This is a genomic window from Nocardioides ginsengisoli (assembly GCF_039537225.1).
GTDB classification, from domain to species: domain Bacteria; phylum Actinomycetota; class Actinomycetes; order Propionibacteriales; family Nocardioidaceae; genus Nocardioides; species Nocardioides ginsengisoli.
Genome location: NZ_BAABAC010000018.1, coordinates 97613 through 116037 on the forward strand (window position 1 = coordinate 97613; position 18425 = coordinate 116037).

22 protein-coding genes are annotated in these 18425 nt (G+C 73.4%); 13 read left to right on the forward strand and 9 right to left on the reverse strand.

Translation table 11 applies throughout. From position 1 onward, the window contains the following. Positions 1 to 2: 2 nt before the first annotated feature. Both AB4880_RS09925 and AB4880_RS09930 read right to left on the reverse strand, forming a co-directional pair. On the reverse strand, positions 3 to 479 hold the full coding sequence (locus tag AB4880_RS09925; RefSeq protein ID WP_367919059.1) for a GNAT family N-acetyltransferase: 477 nt from the start codon (positions 477 to 479) through the stop codon (positions 3 to 5). Beyond that, the gene (locus AB4880_RS09930; RefSeq protein ID WP_367919060.1) at positions 476 to 1087 is read right to left on the reverse strand and encodes a TetR/AcrR family transcriptional regulator; all 612 of its coding nucleotides are present in this window, start codon (positions 1085 to 1087) and stop codon (positions 476 to 478) included. The genes AB4880_RS09925 and AB4880_RS09930 overlap by 4 nt, the downstream gene beginning before the upstream one ends. A gap of 62 nt (positions 1088 to 1149) precedes the next feature. On the opposite strand from AB4880_RS09930, the gene AB4880_RS09935 reads away from it, so the two are divergent. The 5 genes from AB4880_RS09935 to AB4880_RS09955 all read left to right on the forward strand — a co-directional run bounded on the left by AB4880_RS09935 (position 1150) and on the right by AB4880_RS09955 (position 5317). Beyond that, complete coding sequence (locus AB4880_RS09935) at positions 1150 to 2214, forward strand: oxygenase MpaB family protein (RefSeq protein WP_367919061.1); 1065 nt, start codon at positions 1150 to 1152, stop codon at positions 2212 to 2214. 59 nt (positions 2215 to 2273) lie between these two features. After that, positions 2274 to 2594, forward strand: a complete 321-nt coding sequence (locus AB4880_RS09940) for a hypothetical protein (protein WP_367919062.1) — start codon at positions 2274 to 2276, stop codon at positions 2592 to 2594. A 246-nt stretch (positions 2595 to 2840) separates the two neighbouring features. Further along, positions 2841 to 3938 carry an FtsX-like permease family protein gene (locus AB4880_RS09945; protein ID WP_367919063.1) on the forward strand — a complete coding sequence of 366 codons (1098 nt, stop codon included), beginning with the start codon at positions 2841 to 2843 and terminating at the stop codon, positions 3936 to 3938. A gap of 62 nt (positions 3939 to 4000) precedes the next feature. Further along, entirely contained in the window at positions 4001 to 4690 is a 690-nt protein-coding gene (locus tag AB4880_RS09950; RefSeq protein WP_367919064.1) for an ABC transporter ATP-binding protein, read from the forward strand. Positions 4691 to 4711: 21 nt separating this feature from the next. Continuing rightward, on the forward strand, positions 4712 to 5317 hold the full coding sequence (locus AB4880_RS09955) for a TetR/AcrR family transcriptional regulator (protein ID WP_367919065.1): 606 nt from the start codon (positions 4712 to 4714) through the stop codon (positions 5315 to 5317). Between the two features lie 8 nt (positions 5318 to 5325). Here AB4880_RS09955 and AB4880_RS09960 read toward each other — a convergent pair whose 3' ends face one another. Continuing rightward, positions 5326 to 5964, reverse strand: coding sequence for a pentapeptide repeat-containing protein (locus AB4880_RS09960; protein WP_367919066.1), 639 nt, complete (start codon positions 5962 to 5964; stop codon positions 5326 to 5328). A 91-nt stretch (positions 5965 to 6055) separates the two neighbouring features. On the opposite strand from AB4880_RS09960, the gene folE reads away from it, so the two are divergent. Continuing rightward, on the forward strand, positions 6056 to 6661 hold the full coding sequence (gene folE / locus AB4880_RS09965) for a GTP cyclohydrolase I FolE (protein WP_367919067.1): 606 nt from the start codon (positions 6056 to 6058) through the stop codon (positions 6659 to 6661). Next, positions 6658 to 7854 carry an NAD(P)/FAD-dependent oxidoreductase gene (locus tag AB4880_RS09970; RefSeq protein ID WP_367919068.1) on the forward strand — a complete coding sequence of 399 codons (1197 nt, stop codon included), beginning with the start codon at positions 6658 to 6660 and terminating at the stop codon, positions 7852 to 7854. The genes folE and AB4880_RS09970 overlap by 4 nt, the downstream gene beginning before the upstream one ends. A gap of 13 nt (positions 7855 to 7867) precedes the next feature. Here AB4880_RS09970 and AB4880_RS09975 read toward each other — a convergent pair whose 3' ends face one another. Together AB4880_RS09975 and AB4880_RS09980 are read right to left on the reverse strand one after the other, a co-directional pair. Then, complete coding sequence (locus tag AB4880_RS09975) at positions 7868 to 8494, reverse strand: response regulator (protein ID WP_367919069.1); 627 nt, start codon at positions 8492 to 8494, stop codon at positions 7868 to 7870. Continuing rightward, on the reverse strand, positions 8491 to 9708 hold the full coding sequence (locus tag AB4880_RS09980; protein WP_367919070.1) for a sensor histidine kinase: 1218 nt from the start codon (positions 9706 to 9708) through the stop codon (positions 8491 to 8493). The genes AB4880_RS09975 and AB4880_RS09980 overlap by 4 nt, the downstream gene beginning before the upstream one ends. Positions 9709 to 9820: 112 nt before the next feature. Here AB4880_RS09980 and AB4880_RS09985 point away from each other — a divergent pair, with 112 nt between their 5' ends. Genes AB4880_RS09985 through AB4880_RS10000 form a run of 4 tightly spaced genes read left to right on the forward strand, consistent with a single transcriptional unit; the run spans position 9821 to position 13148 of the window. Continuing rightward, entirely contained in the window at positions 9821 to 10798 is a 978-nt protein-coding gene (locus AB4880_RS09985; RefSeq protein WP_367919071.1) for an SMP-30/gluconolactonase/LRE family protein, read from the forward strand. Next, positions 10795 to 12036, forward strand: coding sequence for an ankyrin repeat domain-containing protein (locus tag AB4880_RS09990; RefSeq protein WP_367919072.1), 1242 nt, complete (start codon positions 10795 to 10797; stop codon positions 12034 to 12036). Before AB4880_RS09985 ends, AB4880_RS09990 begins: the two co-directional genes overlap by 4 nt. 41 nt (positions 12037 to 12077) lie before the next feature. After that, positions 12078 to 12383 carry a hypothetical protein gene (locus tag AB4880_RS09995; RefSeq protein WP_367919073.1) on the forward strand — a complete coding sequence of 102 codons (306 nt, stop codon included), beginning with the start codon at positions 12078 to 12080 and terminating at the stop codon, positions 12381 to 12383. 9 nt (positions 12384 to 12392) lie between these two features. Further along, the gene (locus tag AB4880_RS10000; RefSeq protein WP_367919074.1) at positions 12393 to 13148 is read left to right on the forward strand and encodes a DUF4184 family protein; all 756 of its coding nucleotides are present in this window, start codon (positions 12393 to 12395) and stop codon (positions 13146 to 13148) included. Here the strand turns inward: AB4880_RS10000 and AB4880_RS10005 are convergent. The 4 genes from AB4880_RS10005 to AB4880_RS10020 are packed head-to-tail and all read right to left on the reverse strand — an operon-like array spanning position 13126 to position 15699. After that, the gene (locus AB4880_RS10005; protein WP_367919075.1) at positions 13126 to 13599 is read right to left on the reverse strand and encodes an acyl-CoA thioesterase; all 474 of its coding nucleotides are present in this window, start codon (positions 13597 to 13599) and stop codon (positions 13126 to 13128) included. The two genes, AB4880_RS10000 and AB4880_RS10005, sit on opposite strands and share 23 nt — an antisense overlap. 26 nt (positions 13600 to 13625) lie before the next feature. Then, complete coding sequence (locus tag AB4880_RS10010) at positions 13626 to 14300, reverse strand: response regulator (protein ID WP_367919076.1); 675 nt, start codon at positions 14298 to 14300, stop codon at positions 13626 to 13628. Then, on the reverse strand, positions 14297 to 15361 hold the full coding sequence (locus AB4880_RS10015; RefSeq protein WP_367919077.1) for an ATP-binding protein: 1065 nt from the start codon (positions 15359 to 15361) through the stop codon (positions 14297 to 14299). Before AB4880_RS10015 ends, AB4880_RS10010 begins: the two co-directional genes overlap by 4 nt. Before the next feature lie 5 nt (positions 15362 to 15366). Next, a complete protein-coding gene (locus AB4880_RS10020) occupies positions 15367 to 15699 on the reverse strand; it encodes a hypothetical protein (RefSeq protein ID WP_367919078.1) in 333 nt (110 codons plus the stop codon). A gap of 155 nt (positions 15700 to 15854) precedes the next feature. Here AB4880_RS10020 and AB4880_RS10025 point away from each other — a divergent pair, with 155 nt between their 5' ends. Both AB4880_RS10025 and AB4880_RS10030 read left to right on the forward strand, forming a co-directional pair. Then, positions 15855 to 17726, forward strand: coding sequence for an APC family permease (locus AB4880_RS10025; RefSeq protein ID WP_367919079.1), 1872 nt, complete (start codon positions 15855 to 15857; stop codon positions 17724 to 17726). Positions 17727 to 17784: 58 nt separating this feature from the next. Continuing rightward, on the forward strand, positions 17785 to 18425 hold a 641-nt coding region (locus AB4880_RS10030), incomplete at its 3' end, for a 4a-hydroxytetrahydrobiopterin dehydratase (RefSeq protein WP_367919080.1).

An 18425-nucleotide genomic window follows, 5' to 3' on the forward strand; every position in this document is an offset into this window, starting at 1 on the left:
CGTCACCGCAGCTCGCGGAGGTAGCAGAGCATCCGGTAGTCCTGGCCCGGCTCGACGTTCGTGAACCCGTGCCGCTCGTAGAAGCGCCGGGTGTCGGTGTCGATCTCGTCGACGTTGATGAGCATCTCGATCGCCTCGCGGCGCACGACCTCCTCGACCGCGCGGGTCAGGAGCGCGGTGCCGATGCCGCGGTCGCGCAGGCCCGGGACGACGTAGAGCTCCTCGAGCTGGGCGAGCGGGCCGTCGCCGTAGGGGGTCGGGCGCAGGGTGAGGTAGGCGAAGCCGGTGGCGCCGGTTTCACTGTCCTCGGCGAGCACGACGAGGACGTCGTCGCGCGCGAGGAGGGTCGCGAACCGGTCGCCGAAGTCGGCCGCGGTGGGCGTCGGCGTCTCGAACTCGGTGTTGAAGTCGAACAGCAGCCCGCCCACGACGAAGGCGTCGGCGGGGGCGGCGAGGCGGATCCGGGGCGTCCGGGTCACGGCTGCCCCGCCCCGATCATGGCGCGGGCACTCGCGACCAGTCGGTCGGCGGTGAACCGCTCGGGCTCGGCGAGGACCAGCTGTCCGAAGTGGTCGAGGATCGCGAGGATCGCGTGGGCCAGCACCTCCCCGTCGGCGCCCGGCGCGAGGACGGCCGTGACCATCAGCTCGATCGTCTGCCGGACGCGGGTCCGGTCGCCCTCGATCCGTTCGCGGACGACGTCGGGGACGTTGGCCGGCGAGCGCAGGATCGCGCGCCAGGTCACCGGGTCGGCGAGGATCATCGCGTGCAGCGCGGGGATCGCCCGCTCGACCACCGCGACGGGGGTGCTGCCGAGAGCGTCGAGTGGGAGGGCGCCGTACAGCTGGGTGAGGGCGCGCTGCTGCTGGCGGTCGAGCAGTGCGGTGAGCAGGGGGCCGAGGCCGTCGAAGGCGCCGTAGACGACCGGGCGAGTGACGCCGACCTCGCGGGCGATCGCGTCGATCGAGACGCCGTCGTAGCCGTCGCGGTCGATGATCGTCAGCGCCGCGTCGAGCAGCTGCTCCCGGCGCTCGGGCGCGGGCACGCGGGGGGCGTACGGCCGGCGCTTCCGGGTCTGCTCGGGCATGGCTCCACCTTAGGGTCCGCGTCTCCCTTCCATTTACTACACCTATGTAGCATTCTGGGTGCATGGCGATCCGCACCCGCTCCCGAACGATCACCCCCGCCGAGGACTACGGCTTCTTCGGTCCCGACTCGGTGTCCTGGAAGGTGTGGGGCTACCCGACCTCGCTGACGATCGGCTTCAGCCGGGCCGTCGTCGTCGAGGAGCTCGACCCCAACCTGGTCGCCTCCGTCGACCGGACGCAGGACATCTACCGGCGCCCCAAGACCCGCTACGACCGCACCATCCACTACTTCGCGCTGGTCGCCTTCGGCGACAGCCGCAGTGCCGCGCGCGCCGCCGACGTCCTGGTCAAGGTGCACAGCAAGGCGATCGGCACCGAGCCCTACGGCGGCGGCCGCTACGACGCCAACGACCCCGACTCCCAGCTCTGGATCCTCGTCACCGGCTGGCACTCGGTGCTCAAGGCCTACGAGACCTACGGCCCCGGCCGGCTGAGCGAGGCCGAGGAGGCGCAGTACTGGGCCGAGTGCGCCCGCGCCGCCGAGCTGCAGACCTGCTCGCCGGACGACGTCCCGCGCTCGCGCGCCGAGCTGCACGCCTACTACGCGCGGATGCGCCCCCTGCTCTCCGGCTCGCCCATCGCCCGCCGCGCTATGGCGCACCTGATGGACGTCGGCCAGCTCGCCGACGACCTCCCGCGCGTGCTCCGCCCGGCGCGCTGGGTGGTCGGGCGGTTCTTCCGCGCCGGCGTGATCGCGACCCTGCCGCACTGGATGCGCGAGCTGGGCGACGTCCGCCAGCCGCGGGTCCTGGACCTCCTCGCCCGCCCCGCCCTTCGGCCGACCTTCGCGCTGATGGCGCTCAGCAAGTGGCTGCAGCTGCGGATCCTCGCCCAGCTCTCGCCCAGCACCGTCCCCGTCGTCGCGCCGGTGCTGCTCGGCGTACCCCCGGTGACGCCCGAGCTGCTCACGCCGCGCCAGGCCCAGGCGCGCTACGGCTACGAGCCGCCCGCCGTCGCCCACCTCGCCTGGCGCGCGAAGCAGGCCGAGCGCGTGTTCGGCCAGGGCGAGGCGCCCAGTGACGAGGGGCTGGTCGAGTCGGAGCCGGTGCTGGGCCGGCTGGCCTGACAGACTCCGCCCGACCCTGCTCCGGCCGTCGCGGCCGTCATCGAACCCAAGGAGATCTCGTGGGCCTCAATCCCGTCGCCGACGTCCTCAAGCGTGCCGACAAGGTGCTCAAGGGCGCGGAGACCGCCCTCGTCAACGTCGACCGGACCCTCGGCTCGGTCGACACGACGCTGACCGGCGTCGACGCCAAGCTCAGCCACGTCGACGAGCGGATGGTGAGCGTCGACGAGACCCTCGCCGAGACCCGCCAGGTGCTCGGCCAGGTGCAGACGCTGCTCGGCGACCTCAACGACAAGCTCGTCCTGCTCGACGAGGTGCCGGCGCTGAAGGCGCAGCTGGACGCGGTGCTCGCGGCCGTCACGGCTGTCGAGCCGCACTGATTCGTGTGCCGGGCTCGGGCTGGCCGCTCCGGGCGGGTCGCGCGCGCCGGGCGGGCTGCGTCATGTAACTCGGTGTTCGTGCGTCCACCACGGTGGAGCGTCAGCTGCCACGGTGCTGTGACCGGTCAGGACCCGGTGGTGGATCCCCGGACACCGAGTTACAAGAGCGTCCGGCCGCGCTGATTCTTGTTTGCTGACAGCCTGTCGCTATGATGTCGACACGTTGTCATCAAAGGAGTGGTGGAGATGTACCTCGCGCTGAGGGAGCTGCGGGTCGCCCGCGGACGGTTCGTGCTCGTCGGTGCCGTGATCGGACTGGTCGCGATGCTGACCACGATGCTGTCCGGCCTCGCGAACGGACTCGTCGACGACGGCATCTCCGGCCTGCGCCGGCTGCCGATGACCCATCTGGCGTTCCAGGACGGCGCAGCCGAGACGTTCAGTCGCTCGATGCTCAACGACGCCGACCTCGCGCCGTGGCAGCACGTGAAGGGCGTCGAGTCCTCGCCGCTCGGCGTCTCCTTCGTCAACGCCCGGACCGACCAGGGCAAGACGGTCGACGTCGCGCTGTTCGGCGTACCGGCCGGCTCGTTCCTCGCCCCGCGCCCCGACGCCGAGGCGGCCCTCGAGGGCAAGCCGGGGCTGGTCCTCAGCCACGAGTTCGAGGAGGAGGGGATCCGCGTCGGCGACGAGCTCACCATCGTCGGCGTCGACGAGCGGCTGCCCGTGCTCGGCTTCACCTACGCCGGCTCCTACGGCCACGTCGACATCGCCTTCACCGGACTCGAGACCTGGCAGCAGCTGCTCTACGGCGACAACGCCAAGGGCCGGTTCTCCGCGATCGCGCTCAAGGGCGACCCGGACGTCGTCGCGGCCGCCGCGCAGCGGATCGACCCCACCAGCGGCACCGAGGTGGTCACCAAGGAGGCCGCCTACGCCGGCTCGCCCGGCTATGCCGGCGAGACCCAGACCATGGCGATGATCCGCTGGTTCCTGCTCGTCATCTCGGCGCTGATCGTCGGTGCCTTCTTCGTGGTCTGGACCATGCAGCGGGCCCGCCAGATCGCCCTGCTCAAGGCCCTCGGCGCCTCGCGGCTCTACGTCGCCAAGGACGCGGTCGGCCAGCTCAGCGTCGTGCTGCTGCTCGCCACCGCCCTCGGCGGACTGGTCGCCTTCGGCGTCGGCGGACTCGTCGAGCAGACCGCCGTCCCCTTCCGCCTGGCCGCCGCGCCCGCCTTCTCGGCGCTCGGACTGCTCGTCGCCGCCGGACTGCTCGGCTGCCTCGCCGGGATCCGTCGCGTGGTCTCCGTCGATCCGGCGATGTCGCTGCGCGGCGCCGACTGAGCTGCGCCGACCGACCCGCGCCCGCCGATCACCCTTCCCGAAACCGTCACCAGGAGCCGTCCATGTCCATCCGACTCGAGAACGTCACCGTCGCCGTCCCGGACGGCGCCGACCGGCGCGTACTGCTCGACGGCATCGACCTCGAGGTCGCGCCGGGCGAGACCGTCGCCGTCACGGGGGCCTCGGGCTCCGGCAAGTCGACGCTGGTCGCGGTCGCCGGCCTGCTGCGCGCGCCCGACGCCGGCCGCGTGGTCATCGGCGGGGTCGACGCGAGCGCGCTCAAGGACCGCGGGCGGGTGCGGCTGCGGCGCGACCGGGTGGGCATCGTCTACCAGTCCCCGAACCTGCTGCCGGCGCTCACGGCGCGCGAGCAGGTCGAGATCGTCGCCCACATCCGGGGCGACCTCGGCCGGGCCGCGCGCGAGCGCGCGGTCGAGCTGCTCACCCGGGTCGGGCTCGAGGACCGTCTCGACGCCCGGCCGGCCGAGCTCTCCGGCGGCGAGCGTCAGCGCGTCGGCATCGCCCGGGCGCTGATGAACGAGCCGAGCGTCGTCCTGGCCGACGAGCCGACCGCCTCGCTCGACCCCGAGCGGGGCCAGGCGATCATCGACCTGCTGGTCGGTGAGGCGCGGCGCGCGGGCGCGGCTACCGTGGTGGTCACCCACGACCCCGAGCAGGCGGCGCGGGCCGACCGCCGGCTGCACCTGCGCGGAGGCGTGTTCCACGCCGACCACGCGCAGAGCCGCACCTGAGCCCGAGCCCGAAGGAGTCCGATGCCCCGGATCACGGGAGCCACCATCGCCGAGCACGTCGCCACCCAGGAGGCGGCGGTCGTGGCGGCGGCGCGCCGGCTGTTCGCCGAGCGGGGCGTCGCGGCGGTGTCGCTGGGTGACATCGCGGCCGAGGTCGGACTCGGCCGGACCTCGCTCTACCGCTACTTCCCGACCAAGGGGCACATCCTCCAGCGCTGGTTCGACCTGGAGATGGACCCGCTGCTCGAGCGCTCCCGCGCCGTCGTCGCGGAGCACGGCCCGGGGGCCGACGCCCTGCGCGCCTGGCTCGACGTCCAGCTCGACTTCGTCACCGACGAGGCGCACGCGGCGCTGGTCGACGCCAGCTCGGCGGCGCCGGAGCTCCCGCCCGAGGTGCTCGCGCACTTCGGACAGCGGCACCGTGAGCTGTACGGCACTCTCGACGACGTCCTCGCCGCGGGCGGTGCGGGGAGCGGCGCGGCGGGCGCGGAGGCGCGGCGGGTGCGGGCCCTGCTCATCGCCGGGTTGATCCGGTCGTCGGCCGAGCTGGTGACGCACGGCGTCGCGCGCGACGTCGTACGGGACGAGCTGCAGCGGGGGGCGCTGGCGATCGTCGGGATCGCCTGAGGCCGTCTTCAGTTCGCAGGGTCCAGCGGCACCTCCTCCTCCACCTTGAGGCCGAGCTCGCGGACCAGGGCGACCGCCTGGTCGAGGTCGACGACGGCGTTGCGCATCGAGGTGGCGGCCGGGTCGAGGCCGGACAGGTCGGACCCGCGCAGGTCGGCGCCGGTGAGGTCGGCCTCGTGGAACCACGCGCCGTGGAGGTCGACGTGGTGCAGCGTCGCGGAGCCGAGGCGGGCGGCGCCGAAGTCGGCCTCGCGCAGGTCGACGCGCCGGAAGAGGGACTTGCGCAGGTCGGCGCCGGGCATCCGGACGAAGCCCCAGTTGCCGCCGACCACCTCGAGCGCGCTGAACCGGCAGCGCTCGAACACCGAACCGACCAGCTTGCAGCCCTCGAACCGGGCGCCGAAGAAGGCGCTGCGGGTGAAGGTGCAGTTGAGGAAGCCGCTGTCGATGAACCGGACGCCGTTGAGCTCGCAGCTGATGAACGAGCACGCGTCGAAGGTCGCGCCGGTGGCCACGGCGTCGGTCAGGTCGACGTCGTGGAAGGTGACCCGGGTGAAGGTGCGCCCGGACAGGTCGGCGCCGTCCCAGCGCTCGGAGACGAGCTCGGAGTCGGGCGGCGGGGTCGGGAGATCGCGTGTGTCGGGCATGGGAGAAGTGTCCGCCGAGGGTCCGACGGAAACCCCCGGCGGGCTGCCGATCCCTTGACAGCCGCCGCCCTCCCGAATCTAAATTGAAACCATGACAGTTTTAGAGCGTGACGCCCGCCCGCGGATCGCCACCGCCGGCCCGGAGGTCGACCACCCCGGCGCGCACCGCGCGGCCGTCGACCTGCTCACCGCGCTCGGCCTCGACCTGAGCGTCGAGCACCTCGCCGACACCCCGCGGCGGATGGTCGACGCGCTGGTCGAGCTGACCTCGCCACCGGAGTTCGAGCTGACGACCTTCCCCAACGACGACGAGTACGACGAGCTGGTGCTGGTCGAGGACATCCCCGTGCGGTCCCTGTGCGAGCACCACATGCTGCCGTTCGTGGGCGTCGCGCACGTGGGCTACCTGCCGGGCGAGCGGATCCTCGGGCTGTCGAAGTTCGCGCGCATGGTCGACCACCACTCCCGCCGCCCGCAGACCCAGGAGCGGCTGACGAAGCGGATCGCCGACCACCTCCGGCGGGCGCTCGAGCCGCGCGGGGTGGGGGTCGTGATCGACGCGCAGCACACCTGCATGAGCCTGCGCGGGGCGCGGGCGACGGGCTCGCGGACGCTGACGTCGGCGATGTTCGGCCAGCTGCGCGACGACGCCCGGAGCCGGGCGGAGTTCCTCGACCTGACGAGGGGGCGGCGATGAACGTCGTCGTGGTCGGCGCCGGGCTGGCGGCCGCCAACGCCGTGTCCGAGCTGCGCGAGCAGGGGCACACGGGCGACATCGTGGTGGTGGGGGAGGAGCAGTACCTGCCCTACGAGCGGCCGCCGCTGTCGAAGGGCCTGCTGCTCGGCTCCGCCGAGCCGGACGCAGTCTTCGCCCACGACCGTGCCTGGTACGACGAGCACGAGGTCGACGTCCGGGTGGGGACCGTCGTCACCGGGATCGATCTCGACCGCGGGCGTGTCCAGCTCGGCGGGAGCGACCTGCCCTACGATCGACTCCTGCTCGCGACCGGCGCGACGCCGCGCCATCTCGCGACGGCCGACGCGTCGGGGGCACCGGTCCTCCACCTGCGCACGCTCGACGACGCCCTGCTCCTCAAGGACCGGCTCCAGGGCCGGATCGCGATCATCGGCGCCGGCTGGATCGGCCTCGAGGTCGCGTCGGCCGCGCGTCAGGCGGGCGCGGAGGTGACGGTCCTCGAGTCGGCGCCGCTGCCGCTGCAGCGCGTTCTCGGCGAGGAGCTCGCCACCGTCTTCGCCGACCTCCACCGCGAGCACGGCGTCGACCTGCGCCTCGGGGTCACGGTCCGCGGCGTCGAGCACGCCGGCGGCAAGGCCGTCGTCCACGTCGAGGGCTCCGCCGACGTCATCGCCGACCTGCTCCTGGTCGCGGTCGGGGTCACGCCCAACGACGGGCTCGCGTCGCAGGCGGGGCTCGCGGTCGACAACGGCGTCCGCGTCAACGCGCTGCTGCGCGCCTCCGACCCGCACGTCTTCGCCGCGGGCGACGTCGCCAACCACGACCACCCGGTGCTCGGCACCCGGATCCGCGTCGAGCACTGGGACACCGCGATCCAGCAGGGCAAGCACGCCGCGCGGGTGATGCTCGGCGCCGACGAGGCCTACACCCGGCTGCCGTACTTCTTCACCGACCAGTACGACCTCGGCATGGAGTACGTCGGCCACGTCGACGCGCGGGGCTACGACGAGCTCGTCGTCCGCGGCGACCTGGGCGAGCGCAACGCGAGCGTGCTGTGGCTGCGCGAGGGTCGGGTCCTGGCCGGGATGCACCTCAACGACTGGGACGCGATCGACTCGCTGCGTCGGGTCGTCGGCGGCGAGGCCGACGACGCCGTCCGCGACCCGTCGGTGCCGCTGGCCGACCTCGGCTAGGGGCAGGAGAGCCTCAGGGCCGGATGATCCGCCGCTCGATCGCGGCGGCCACCGCGCCGGCGCGCGTGTCGACGCCGAGCTTGGTGTAGATGTGCGAGAGGTGCGACTTCACCGTCGCCTCCGAGACGAACAGCTCGCGCGCCATCTCCTTGTTGCCCAGCCCGCGCGAGAGCAGCTCGAGCACCTCGACCTCGCGCTCGGTGATCGTCGTCGCCCCCGGCGTCGTACGACGCACGAGCGTCGCGGCCACCGACGGCGCCAGCACGGTCTCGCCGCGCGCGGTGGCGCGGATCCCGGCGAACAGCTCGGCCGGCGGCGCGTCCTTGAGCAGGTAGCCGCGGGCGCCGGCCTCGAGGGCGCGCAGGATGTCGGACTCGGTGTCGTAGGTGGTCAGCACCAGCACCTCGGGTGGGTCGTCGAGCGCCCGCAGCGCCGCGGTGACGACCGCGCCGCCGGCCTCGCCGGCGCCCAGGCTCAGGTCCATGAGGACGACGTCCGGCCGGTCGGCCGTGACCACGGCGACCGCACTGTCGAGCCCGTCGGCCTCGGCCACCACGGACAGGTCGTCCTGCCCGTCGATCAGCGCGCGCAGCCCGGCGCGTACGACGGGGTGGTCGTCGACCAGCACGATCCGGATCACCGGCGCTCCTCCTTCCGCACCGGGAAGCGGACCGACACCGTCGTCCCCTCGCCCGGCGCGCTCTCGATGTCGGCCGTCCCGCCGAGCCCCTCGGCCCGGTCGCGGATGCCGGCCAGTCCTCGGCCGCGGGTGCCGATCGCCCGTACCTGCGCGGGATCGAAGCCCCGCCCGTCGTCGCGTACGTCGAGCACCACCTCGTCGAGGAGGTAGGTCAGGGTGAGCACGACCCGCCCCGCACCCGCGTGCTCGCGGACATTGGCCAGCGCCCCGCGTGCGGTGCGGACCAGCGCGGCGGCGACCTCCGCCGGCACCACGACCGGCGTCCCGTCGACACGGACCTCGGCCTGCAGCCCGCCGGGGTCGGCCTGCGCGGCGGCGGTGCGCAGCGCGTCCGGCAGGGCCGCGGCGGTGGCGGCCAGGTCGGTGGGCGCGAGGTCGCGCACCACGCGACGTACCTCGTCGAGCCCGTCGCGGGCGGTCGCGGCCGCCGTCCGCACGTGGTCGCGCGCGGTCGTGGGCTGGGCGTCCCAGGCCTGCTCGGCCGCCTGGAGCAGCAGGTTGATGCTCGACAGGCCCTGGCCGACGGAGTCGTGGATCTCGCGGGAGAGGCGGGTCCGCTCGGCGAGCGCGCCGGTGCGGTGCTGCTCCTCGGCGAGCTCGGCCTGCGCCTCGACCAGCTGGTCGAGCAGCTGCTGGCGGGCCCGGGACTCGAGGTCGAGCGCCCGGTAGGCGAGCACGGTGACCAGGCCGACGCCGATCGGCCCGGCGACCTGGACCGGGTCGAAGCCGGTCGTGATCCGCTGCCAGGCCGCAGTGAGCAGCACGGTCATCAGCACCACGGTGCCGACCGCCCACGGGAACGGCAGCACCCGCATCACCGCGAACGCCACCGGCACCGCGCACCACGCGAACGACGGCGCGACCGCGGTCAGCCCGCCCCACAGCACGACCATCCCGGTCACCCAGACGGTCGGCCACCAGGCGCGCCCGGCGAGCAGTCCGCGGGTCGCATAGGCCAGCCCGAGCACGAGCGCCCCCGCCAGGACGGCGACACCGGTGCCGCCGAGGCCGTGCCGCTCGACGTACCGCGTCGCGCAGGTCACGAGCAGCACCACGAGGACCACGAGCAGCCACCGGTCCAGCCGGACGGCGGGCGCGAGGATGCCGTGGACGCCGGCGGGGCGGCGCACCAGCGGGAGCGAGGGCAGGGACATGGTGCGCCCACCCTAGAGAGGATCGGGCGACCCCGGCATCAACCGATTGGCTATCGAGGGGTAGCCGGCCGCCCGACGTGCCGAGGGTCCTGCGCGCCGCAGAGTTGAGGACATGAAGCGAACCCACCTCATCGCCAGCTCCCTGCTCGCCGCGACCGCCCTCGGCGCGGTCGCCTCCCCGGCCCTCGCCGCCCCGGACGACGCCGACCACGGCCGCCCGTCGACGTACCTCATCGAGGGCGACGCCGGCAGCCCGGTCGGCTCGAAGTTCGAGGGCATCGGCGCCGACGAGCGCCGCGGCCTGTTCTACGTCAGCGAGGTCACCGGCGGCGAGATCCACCGTGGCTCCGTGGGCAACGCCCTGACCCGCGAGTGGATCAAGGGCGACGGCACCGACGGCCGCTACACCGCGCGTGGCATCACCGTCGACGACGAGGGCAACGTCTACGTCGCCGGCGGCCCGAACGGCATCGGCACCGGCCGCCCCGACCTGTGGGTCTACAGCAAGGACGGCGACCTGCTCGCCGCGCTCCGCGTGCCCGGCACCCCGGACGCCTTCCTCAACGACGTGGCGATCGGCCGCGACGGCGCCGCCTACTTCACCAACTCCAACGACGCCCAGATCTTCCGGGTCGCGCGGGGTGCGGACGGCTGGCAGGCGACCCTGTGGGCCGACGCCACCGACGTGATCAAGCGTGAGGCCGGCTTCAACCTCGGCGGCATCGTGCTCTCCGCCGACCGCACCGGCTTCGTCGTCGCCCAGGGCAATGTCGGCCGGATGTGGCGCTTCGACGCCCGCACCGGCGCCGCCACCGCCATCGACACCGACACCGACCTGGTCAACGCCGACGGCCTGGTCCGCCAGGGCAACCGGCTCACCGTGGTCCGCAACTTCAGCAAGATGATCGCGACCCTCCGTGTCTCCGCCGACGGCGGCCGCCTGGTCACGCTCGGCCAGGAGCCGTCCGCGGCCGACCGCGTGCTGACCACCGCGAAGACCCTCCACGGCCGGATCCTGTACGTCGACAGCAAGTTCGACGAGGCCGTCGCGTCGGGCCCCTACCAGGTCATCACCGACCCGACCCGATGAGGCTGCGGCACTCGGTCGCCGTCCTCCCGCTCGCGCTCGTGCTGAGCGCGTGCGGGGGCGGCGCCCCCACGCCGTCGCCCGCGCCGACGGCCTCCACACCCTCCGTGCGGCGGCCGGCGCCCGCCGCGCGGCCGACGGAGCAGCGGGTGCTCGACCACCAGCTGCGCGACGCGGTCTGGAAGAACGACCTCGCTGCCGCACGCCGTCTGATCCGGCAGGGCGCCGACGTCAACGCCAAGGACGACACCCGTCAGTCGGCGTACCTGATCGCGACCAGTGAGGGCCACCTCGACCTGCTCCGGCTGACCCTGCGCCACGGCGCGAAGGTCGACGACAAGGACAGCTGGAACGGCACCGGCCTGATCCGCGCCGCCGAGCGCGGCCACGGCCTCGTCGTCGGTGAGCTGCTGCGCGCCGGGATCGACCGCGACCACGTCAACCGGATCGGCTACCAGGCGATCCACGAGGCGGTCTGGCTCGGTCACGACACGGCGTCGTACGCGACGACGGTGCGGGTCCTCGCGGCCGGGGGCGGCCGCCTCGACCAGGTCTCGTCCTCGGCGGGGCTGACCCCCTTGCAGATGGCCCGCGCACGCGGGTTCGACGGCCTGGAGAGGATCCTGGACCACATGACCAACGCCGACCGGCCTGCCGACGCCGACGCCGCGCTGCTGCGCGCCGCCCGTGCGGGGGACGCCGACGCGGTCGCCGCCGCCCTGCGCGCCGGTGCCGACATCGAGACCCGGGACGCCAACGGCCGCACCGCGCTGCTGCTCGCGTCGACCTTCGACCACGTCGCGGCCGCGGAGGTGCTCGTCGCGATGGGTGCCAGCGCCGACGCGCTCGACGACCGGCACGACACCCCCTGGCTGGTCACCGGCGTGACCGGCAGCGTCCGGATGCTCGAGACGCTGCTGCCCGCGAATCCCGACCTCACCATCCGCAACCGGTTCGGCGGGATCTCGCCGATCCCGGCGAGCGAGCGCGGCCACGTCGACTACGTGCGCCGCGTCGTGCGGACCGGCGTCGACGTCGACCACGTCAACGACCTGGGATGGACCGCCCTGCTGGAGGCCGTGATCCTCGGCGACGGCGGTCGCAACCACCAGGAGATCGTCCGGATCCTGCTCGACGCGGGCGCCGACCCCGACCTCGCCGACCACGACGGCGTGACGCCGCTGCAGCACGCCGAGCAGCGCGGGTACGACGAGATCGCGCGGATCCTGCGGGCGCACTGACGAGCGTTTGCCGCCGTGCCGCCGCGGGGACGATCGGCGGCATGTGGCAGCAGTACGAGCAGCCCGGCGACGACGCCGAGCGCACCCCCGGAGTCTTCGGTCGGTCCGAGCTCACCGGGCCGGCGGAGTTCTCGACGGTCGCGGGCGGCGCCAGCTCGGGGATCGGGCTGCTGGTCGCCGCGCTCGGCGTGATCGCGTTCGCGCTGATCGGCCTGGCGGTCGTCAACAGCCAGGAGCGTGAGCCCGACCCGCTCGTCCCGTCGTGGTCCTGTGTCGACGACGGCACGGGCGCCTGCGACGGCGTCGTCGACGACGGCTCGGGCTGGTCGTTCGACAGCGACGGCTAGCCTCGCTGCGTGCCCGTCACCCTCGCCCATCCCGCCGCGGTCCTCCCGCTCCGCGGCCTGGGGCTGCCGCTCGCGGCCATGGTCATCGGGGCGATGGTGCCCGACCTGCCGCTGTTCACGCGGTGGCTGTCGGCGTACTGGTTCACGCACAGCTGGACCGGCGTGGTCACCGCCGACCTGGCGATCACCCTGCTGCTCCTGGCGTTCTGGGACCGCTTCGGCCGTGATGCGCTCGTCGACACCGCGCCCGCGCTGGTGCGCGACCGGCTGCCGGCGCAGGCGCGGATCGGACGGCGGGCCTGGCTGCTCGCGCCCGTCGCCGCGGTCATCGGGTCGGCGTCGCACGTGGTGTGGGACGCGTTCACCCACTCGGGCCGGTGGGGCGTGCGGAATGTCGCGTGGCTGCACGAGCAGCACGGCCCGCTGCGGGGCGACGCGTGGGCGCAGCACGCCTCCGGCGTCCTCGGCCTGGTCGTCGTCGGCCTGGCCATGGCGGCCCACCTGCGCCGGCACCCCGCGGGCCCGAGCCGGCCTCGGCGGCTGCCGGCGGCGACCCTGCCGGTCGCCTTCGCCACCACGGTCCTGGCGTCGGCGGCCACGGGGCTCACCCATCTCGCCGTGGGCTCGGGTCTTCACTTGGCGGCCTTCTGGGCCGCGGTCGCCGGCATCATCGCCCTCGGCGCGCTGGTGATCGGGCTCGGCGTCGCCTGGGCGCTCGCCCCGGCGGCGATCGCCCCCGAGGTCAGCGACCCGGTCGCTCCCTGAGCGCGACCGGCTCGCCGGCGTAGGCGGCGAGGGCCGCGCGGACCTCGTCGGAGATGGGCCACGACGCCTCGGCGGTGTGGTCCCAGAAGACGAGCGACGTCTCGGCGACGATCGCCGGCGGGTGGTCGGCCGCGATCCGCAGCTCGGAGGAGATGGTGACCGCGGTGCGGGCGACGTGGCTGACCCAGATCCGCACGAGGAACGGCTGGTAGGCGGTGAAGCGCATCTCGGCGCGGTAGTCGACCCGCTGGGAGGCGACCAGCTCGACCGCATGGCTCGGCACGTCGCGGAAGAGGCCGCCGCGGCCGCCGTCGTCCGTCAGCGGCGCATGCCGCAGGAACAGCAGCCGCGCCTCGTCGAGGATCCGCAGCGCCTCGACGTTGTCGACGTGCGCGCCCACGTTCATGTCGCGCAGTCGCGCCTGGATCTCGCAGTCGAACACCTGGCCCACGCTGCGCATCCTCGCAGCCGCCCGGCTCACGGCTCGAAGCGGTATCCCATGCCGGGCTCGTTGCGGAAGTGCACCGGCCGCGCCGGGTCGGGCTCGAGCTTGCGCCGCAGCTGGGCCATGTAGAGACGCAGGTTGCCCTGGGCGTTCTCGTAGCCCGGCCCCCACACCTCCGTGAGCAGCTGCTGCTGGCTCATCAGCCGGCCCGGGTTGGCGAGCAGCACCTCGAGCAGGTGCCACTCGGTCGGGGTCAGCCGCACCTCGCCGCCCTCGACGCTCACTCGCTTCGCGGGCAGGTCGACCTCGACCGCGCCGAAGCAGACCGTCCCCGGCTCCTCCGGGCTGGTGACGCGCCGGACCAGCGCGCGCAGCCGGGCCAGCAGCTCGTCCATCCCGAACGGCTTGGTCACGTAGTCGTCGGCGCCGGCGTCGAGGGCGTCGACCTTGTCGGCGCTGTCGGTGCGCCCGGACAGGACGAGCACCGGCACGCTCGAGCGGCGGCGCAGCCGGCCGATGAGGTCGACGCCGTCGACGTCCGGCAGTCCGAGGTCGAGGACGACCACGTCGAGGTGGGTGCCGTCGGCGACCGCGAGCGCCTCGGTGCCGTCTCCGGCGGTGAGCACCTCCCAGCCTCGCGCGCGCAGGTGGATCCCCAGCGCCCGCAGCAGCTGCGGCTCGTCGTCGACGACCAGGACCCGGCTCACGGCGCCTCCTCGGCGGGCAGGGTGACGACCATGGTCAGGCCGCCTCCGGGGGTGGGGCGCGGCTCGAGCTCGCCGTGCACGGCCTCGGTCAGGCCGCGCGCCAACGCCAGGCCGAGCCCGATGCCGGTGGCGTTGTCGGCGTCGCCGAGCCGCTGGAAGGGCAGGAACATCCGCTCCTGCTCGGCCGCTGGCACGCCGGGGCCGTGGTCGACGACGTGCACCTCGAGTCGGTCGGGGCGGTCGGGCGAGGGCTGCGCGCGCACCAGGGGCGGCCGATCGGCGGGCGCGAACCGCTGGGCGTTGGCGACCAGGTTGGCCAGCACCCGCTCCAGCAGGCCGGGATCGGTCACCACCGCCGGCAGGTCGTCCGGTACGTCGAGCACCACCGCGCGCGGGGCCACCCCCAGGTCGTCGAGGGCCCGGGACAGCACCTCGGCCAACGCCGTCGGCTGCAGCCGGACCGGCAGCGCGCCGGCCTGGAGCCGGCTGAGGTCGAGCAGGTTCTCGACGAGCCCGGTCAGCCGGTCGAGCGCGTCGTCGGCGTTCGCCAGCAGGGCGTCACGGTCGTCGGCCTCGACGATCACGCCCGGGCTGCGCAGCCCGGAGACCGACGCCTTCGCCGCGGCGAGCGGCGTCCGCAGGTCGTGGCCGACGGCCGCGAGGAGCGCCGTACGCATCCGGTCGGCGGCCTCGATCTCCGCGGCCGCGGCGGCGTCGCCGGCCCGGCGTGCGGACACGTCGACGACCGACCCGACGAGCACGCCCACCACCACGAACGCGATCAGCGCGATCACGTTGTTGGGGTCGCTGATCGCGAAGGTGTGGAAGGGCGGCGTGAACCAGAAGTTGAGCATCGCCGCGCTCAGCGCGGCCGCGACGACCGCGGGCCCGACACCGCCGACGAGCGCCGCCACCACGACCACGACGAGGAAGAGCGCGACGTCGCTGGCGAGGTTGAGCCGGTCGTTGAGCGGCACGAGCACGGGCAGGAGCAGCGGCGGTCCGGCGAGCGCGACGGTGAGACCGGTGAGCCGGCGTCTCCGGCTGAGGTTGCTCGCCACGCTGCCTATTGTGCTCGCGACGCCCATGTCCCGACCGCGAGGTAGGTCGCCAGCCGCAGCAGGTCCATCGGCGCGAAGGTGAGCTGACCCAGCTCGTTGACGGCGAAGCCGGTCGCCCACGCCCAGCCGGCCAGGGCGAGCACCGCCGCCAGCCGGACGGGGAGCACCACGCACCAGGCGGTGGTCAGCAGCAGGAGGGCGGCGACGCCGTACCAACCGGGGAGGGGGAGCGCGACACAGCACGCCGCCGCGGCCGCCTGGGTGGCTCCCGCGATGCCGAACTGCACCGACGACCTGCCCAGCAGGCCGGCCGGTTGCTCCGATGCCGTGACGCTCACGTCTCCAGTGAAACGCGCAGGCGCCGCCATCCGGGCCGCCCTGACACGATCCTGACTGTTAGGAATCCGTTAGCCCCGGTGGATCACGCCTGGAAGGGGCGAAGCATGGAGAGGTGTCCACCTCCATCCAGCGCTCCCCGGGGACAGGTCCCGCGGTGAGCAAGACGAACGCGGCCGCCCAGCACGAGGAGCGTCCCCGCCCGTGGTGGCAGGTGATGTGCCTGACCGGTCTCGACTACTTCTCGACCCTCGGCTACCAACCCGGCATCGCCTTCCTCGCGGCCGGACTGCTCAGCCCGCTGGCGACGATCGTGCTGGTGCTGCTCACCCTGTTCGGCGCGCTGCCCGTCTACCGCCGGGTCGCCGCCGAGAGCCCGCACGGCCAGGGCTCGATCGCCATGCTGGAGCGGCTGCTGCCGTTCTGGCGGGGCAAGCTGTTCGTGCTCGCGCTGCTCGGCTTCGCGCTCACCGACTTCATCATCACGATCACGCTCTCCGCGGCCGACGCGAGCGCGCACGTCGTCGAGAACCCGCACGTGCCGGGATTCCTGCACGGTCAGGAGGTGTGGATCACCCTGGGCCTGATCGCGCTGCTCGGCGGTGTCTTCCTCAAGGGCTTCAAGGAGGCCATCGGCATCGCCGTCGTCCTGGTCAGCGCCTACCTGGCGCTCAACGCCGTGGTCATCGGCGTCGGCATCGTCCAGGTCGTCCAGCACGGCCACGTCATCCCCGACTGGACCGGCGCGCTCACCGCCGAGCACGGCAACGTCTTCTTGATGATCGCCGTCGCGCTGACGCTCTTCCCCAAGCTCGCGCTGGGCATGTCCGGCTTCGAGACCGGCGTCGCGGTGATGACCCACGTCGAGGGCGCGGCGGACGACAAGCCGGCGCGGCCCGCCGTACGGATCCGGAACACCAAGCGCCTGCTGACCACCGCCGCGATCACGATGAGCGTCTACCTGATCTGCTCGAGCCTGGTGACGACGCTGCTCATCCCCGCCAAGGAGTTCCAGGACGGCGGCAGCGCCAACGGCCGCGCGCTGGCCTATCTCGCGCACCGGTATCTCGGCGACGGCTTCGGCACCGTGTACGACGTCTCGACCATCCTCATCCTCTGGTTCGCGGGCGCCTCGGCGATGGCCGGCATGCTCAACCTGATCCCGCGCTACCTGCCGCGCTACGGCATGGCGCCGGAGTGGGCGGGCGCGGTCCGGCCTCTGGTGTGCGTCCTCACCGGGACGGCGTTCTTCATCACCTGGATCTTCGACGCGGACGTCGACAAGCAGGGCGGCGCCTACGCCACGGGCGTCCTGGTGCTGATGACGTCGGCGAGCGTGGCCGTGGCACTCGCCGCGCGCAAGGCCCGCGAGCGCGGCTGGACCATCGGCTTCACCGTCATCTCGATCGTGTTCGTCTACACGACCATCGACAACGTGCGTGAGCGCCCGGACGGCGTGAAGATCGGCGCCTGCTTCATCGCCGCGATCATCGCCGTGTCGCTGCTGTCGCGGATGACTCGGTCGCTCGAGCTGCGCACCACGAACATCGAGTACGACGCCAAGGCGGACGCCTTCATCCGCGACTGCGCCCGGCGTACCCTCCGGCTGGTCGCGCACGATCCGCAGCACCGCGACGCCGGCGCCTACCGCGCCAAGGTGCGGCAGATCGTCGAGGCGCACGAGCTGCCCAACGGCGGCGACCTGCTCTTCGTCGAGGTCGTGGTCAAGGACTACTCCGACTTCGAGAGCCGGGTCGAGGTCAGGGGATCGGTCGCCCACAAGGAGTTCCGGGTGCTCACCGTGCACGCCGCGACCATCCCCAACGCGCTCGCCGCGCTGCTGCTCGACCTGCGCGAGCGCACCGGCGTCCGGCCGCACATGTACTTCGAGTGGACCGAGGGCAGCCCGGTCGCGCAGATGGCGCGCTTCCTGCTGTTCGGCGCCGGCGAGGTCGCCCCGCTGACCCGCGAGGTCGTCCGGCGCGCCGAGCCGGACCCGCGTCGTCGTCCCCACGTCCACGCGGGGTGAGCGCTTTTCGTTCCGGCGCCCCTACCGGATGTCGGCGGTGCGCCCTAGCGTCGAGAGCATGACGCGCAGCTACGAGAAGATCAGCCCCGCCGACTTCAGCGCCGCCGAGGGAGTGGACGACTGGCGGGTGCTGTGGTGGCAGGCATTCGCGCTCTTCCGTACCAAGAACTTCGTGACCGGCCTGGCGCTGGTCAACGAGATCGGGCGGCTCGCCGAGGAGGCCGACCACCACCCCGACGTCAACCTCCGCTACGGCGTGCTCGAGATCCGGCTCTCCACCCACGACACCATGTCGCTGACCGACGCCGACCTCGACCTGGCCCGCAAGATCTCCGCCGCCGCGCGGGCGCTCGGGGTCGAGGGCGACCCCGGCGCGATCCGCACCTGGGAGTTCGCGCTCGACGCCCTCGACGTCGACGCCGTACGGCGGTTCTGGGCGGCGGTGCTCGGCTACCGGCTGGTCGGCGACACCGACATCGCCGACCCCGTCGGCCTCTACCCGCCCGTCTATGTGCAGCAGATGGACGCGATGCGCGAGGGCCGCAACCGCATCCACATCGACCTCGGAGTCCCCCACGACGTGGCGAAGGCCCGGGTCGAGGCCGCGCTCGCCGCGGGCGGGCGCCTGGTCAGCGACGAGTTCGCCCCGGCCTGGTGGACGCTGGCCGACCCCGAGGGCAACGAGGTCGACGTCGCGAC

Bases quoted from the DNA above. Each gene is read 5' to 3' on its own strand.
- AB4880_RS09930 (WP_367919060.1), bottom strand. From the start codon at position 1,087: ATGCCCGAGCAGACCCGGAAGCGCCGGCCGTACGCCCCCCGCGTGCCC.
- AB4880_RS09935 (WP_367919061.1), top strand. From the start codon at position 1,150: ATGGCGATCCGCACCCGCTCCCGAACGATCACCCCCGCCGAGGACTAC.
- AB4880_RS09945 (WP_367919063.1), top strand. From the start codon at position 2,841: ATGTACCTCGCGCTGAGGGAGCTGCGGGTCGCCCGCGGACGGTTCGTG.
- AB4880_RS09950 (WP_367919064.1), top strand. From the start codon at position 4,001: ATGTCCATCCGACTCGAGAACGTCACCGTCGCCGTCCCGGACGGCGCC.
- AB4880_RS09955 (WP_367919065.1), top strand. From the start codon at position 4,712: ATGCCCCGGATCACGGGAGCCACCATCGCCGAGCACGTCGCCACCCAG.
- AB4880_RS09960 (WP_367919066.1), bottom strand. From the start codon at position 5,964: ATGCCCGACACACGCGATCTCCCGACCCCGCCGCCCGACTCCGAGCTC.
- folE (WP_367919067.1), top strand. From the start codon at position 6,056: ATGACAGTTTTAGAGCGTGACGCCCGCCCGCGGATCGCCACCGCCGGC.
- AB4880_RS09970 (WP_367919068.1), top strand. From the start codon at position 6,658: ATGAACGTCGTCGTGGTCGGCGCCGGGCTGGCGGCCGCCAACGCCGTG.
- AB4880_RS09980 (WP_367919070.1), bottom strand. From the start codon at position 9,708: ATGTCCCTGCCCTCGCTCCCGCTGGTGCGCCGCCCCGCCGGCGTCCAC.
- AB4880_RS09985 (WP_367919071.1), top strand. From the start codon at position 9,821: ATGAAGCGAACCCACCTCATCGCCAGCTCCCTGCTCGCCGCGACCGCC.
- AB4880_RS09990 (WP_367919072.1), top strand. From the start codon at position 10,795: ATGAGGCTGCGGCACTCGGTCGCCGTCCTCCCGCTCGCGCTCGTGCTG.
- AB4880_RS09995 (WP_367919073.1), top strand. From the start codon at position 12,078: ATGTGGCAGCAGTACGAGCAGCCCGGCGACGACGCCGAGCGCACCCCC.